General features: G+C 65.0%; 2 protein-coding genes. Both read right to left on the bottom strand.

Annotated features, from left to right (window positions below; all coding sequences use genetic code 11):
• Positions 1–268: DMT family transporter (locus EOD07_RS36610; RefSeq protein ID WP_206519678.1), on the bottom strand; the 268-nt coding region annotated here is incomplete at its 3' end.
• Positions 269–278: 10 nt separating this feature from the next.
• The coding region (locus tag EOD07_RS36605) for a peptidylprolyl isomerase (RefSeq protein WP_164772968.1) at positions 279–662 on the bottom strand (384 nt) is incomplete at its 5' end.

The following is a 662-nucleotide window of genomic DNA, read 5'->3' as shown; positions in this document are numbered from 1 at the left end:
TCGTCGACAGCGTCACATAGAAGCCGCCGAGCATGCCGCCGGCAATGAACAGCCAGGGCGCCGGCGCTTTCCAGTCGAGCGAGATGCCCTGCAGCTTCACCACCGAGACCGCGATGATGCCGAGCACGATGGCTCCGGACAGGAAGGAGAACGCGGCGGCGGCCACTGGAAGGCCGAGGCCCTTTGCCAATTGCGAATTGATCGGCGCCTGGATGGCGATGAAGGCGCCGGACAGGATTCCAAGCAGGGACCAGACAGCGCCCATCATCGTACCGCCCCTACTTGACGTCGGCCGCGACCTTCAGCGACACGATCTTGTCGGGGTCCTGCACCGGCTCGCCGCGCTTGATCTTGTCGACATTCTCCATGCCTTCGATGACCTGGCCCCACACCGTGTACTGGCGGTTGAGGAAGGCGGCGTCGTCGAAGCAGATGAAGAACTGCGAGTTCGCCGAGTTCGGGTTCTGGGCCCTGGCCATCGAGCAGGCGCCGCGGCCGTGATTGGCGTTGGAGAACTCGGCCTTGAGGTCCGGCTTGTCGGAGCCGCCCATGCCCGCGCGCGACGGCGCATAGGTCGGCTTCGAGGAGTTGCCGAACTTGACGTCGCCGGTCTGCGCCATGAAGCCGTCGATGACGCGGTGGAACACCACGCCGTCATAAGC

It is taken from the genome of Mesorhizobium sp. M2C.T.Ca.TU.002.02.1.1 (assembly GCF_003997225.1).
The sequence above is the reverse complement of the archived record's forward strand: the minus strand, read 5'-3'. Positions and strand labels throughout refer to the sequence as shown.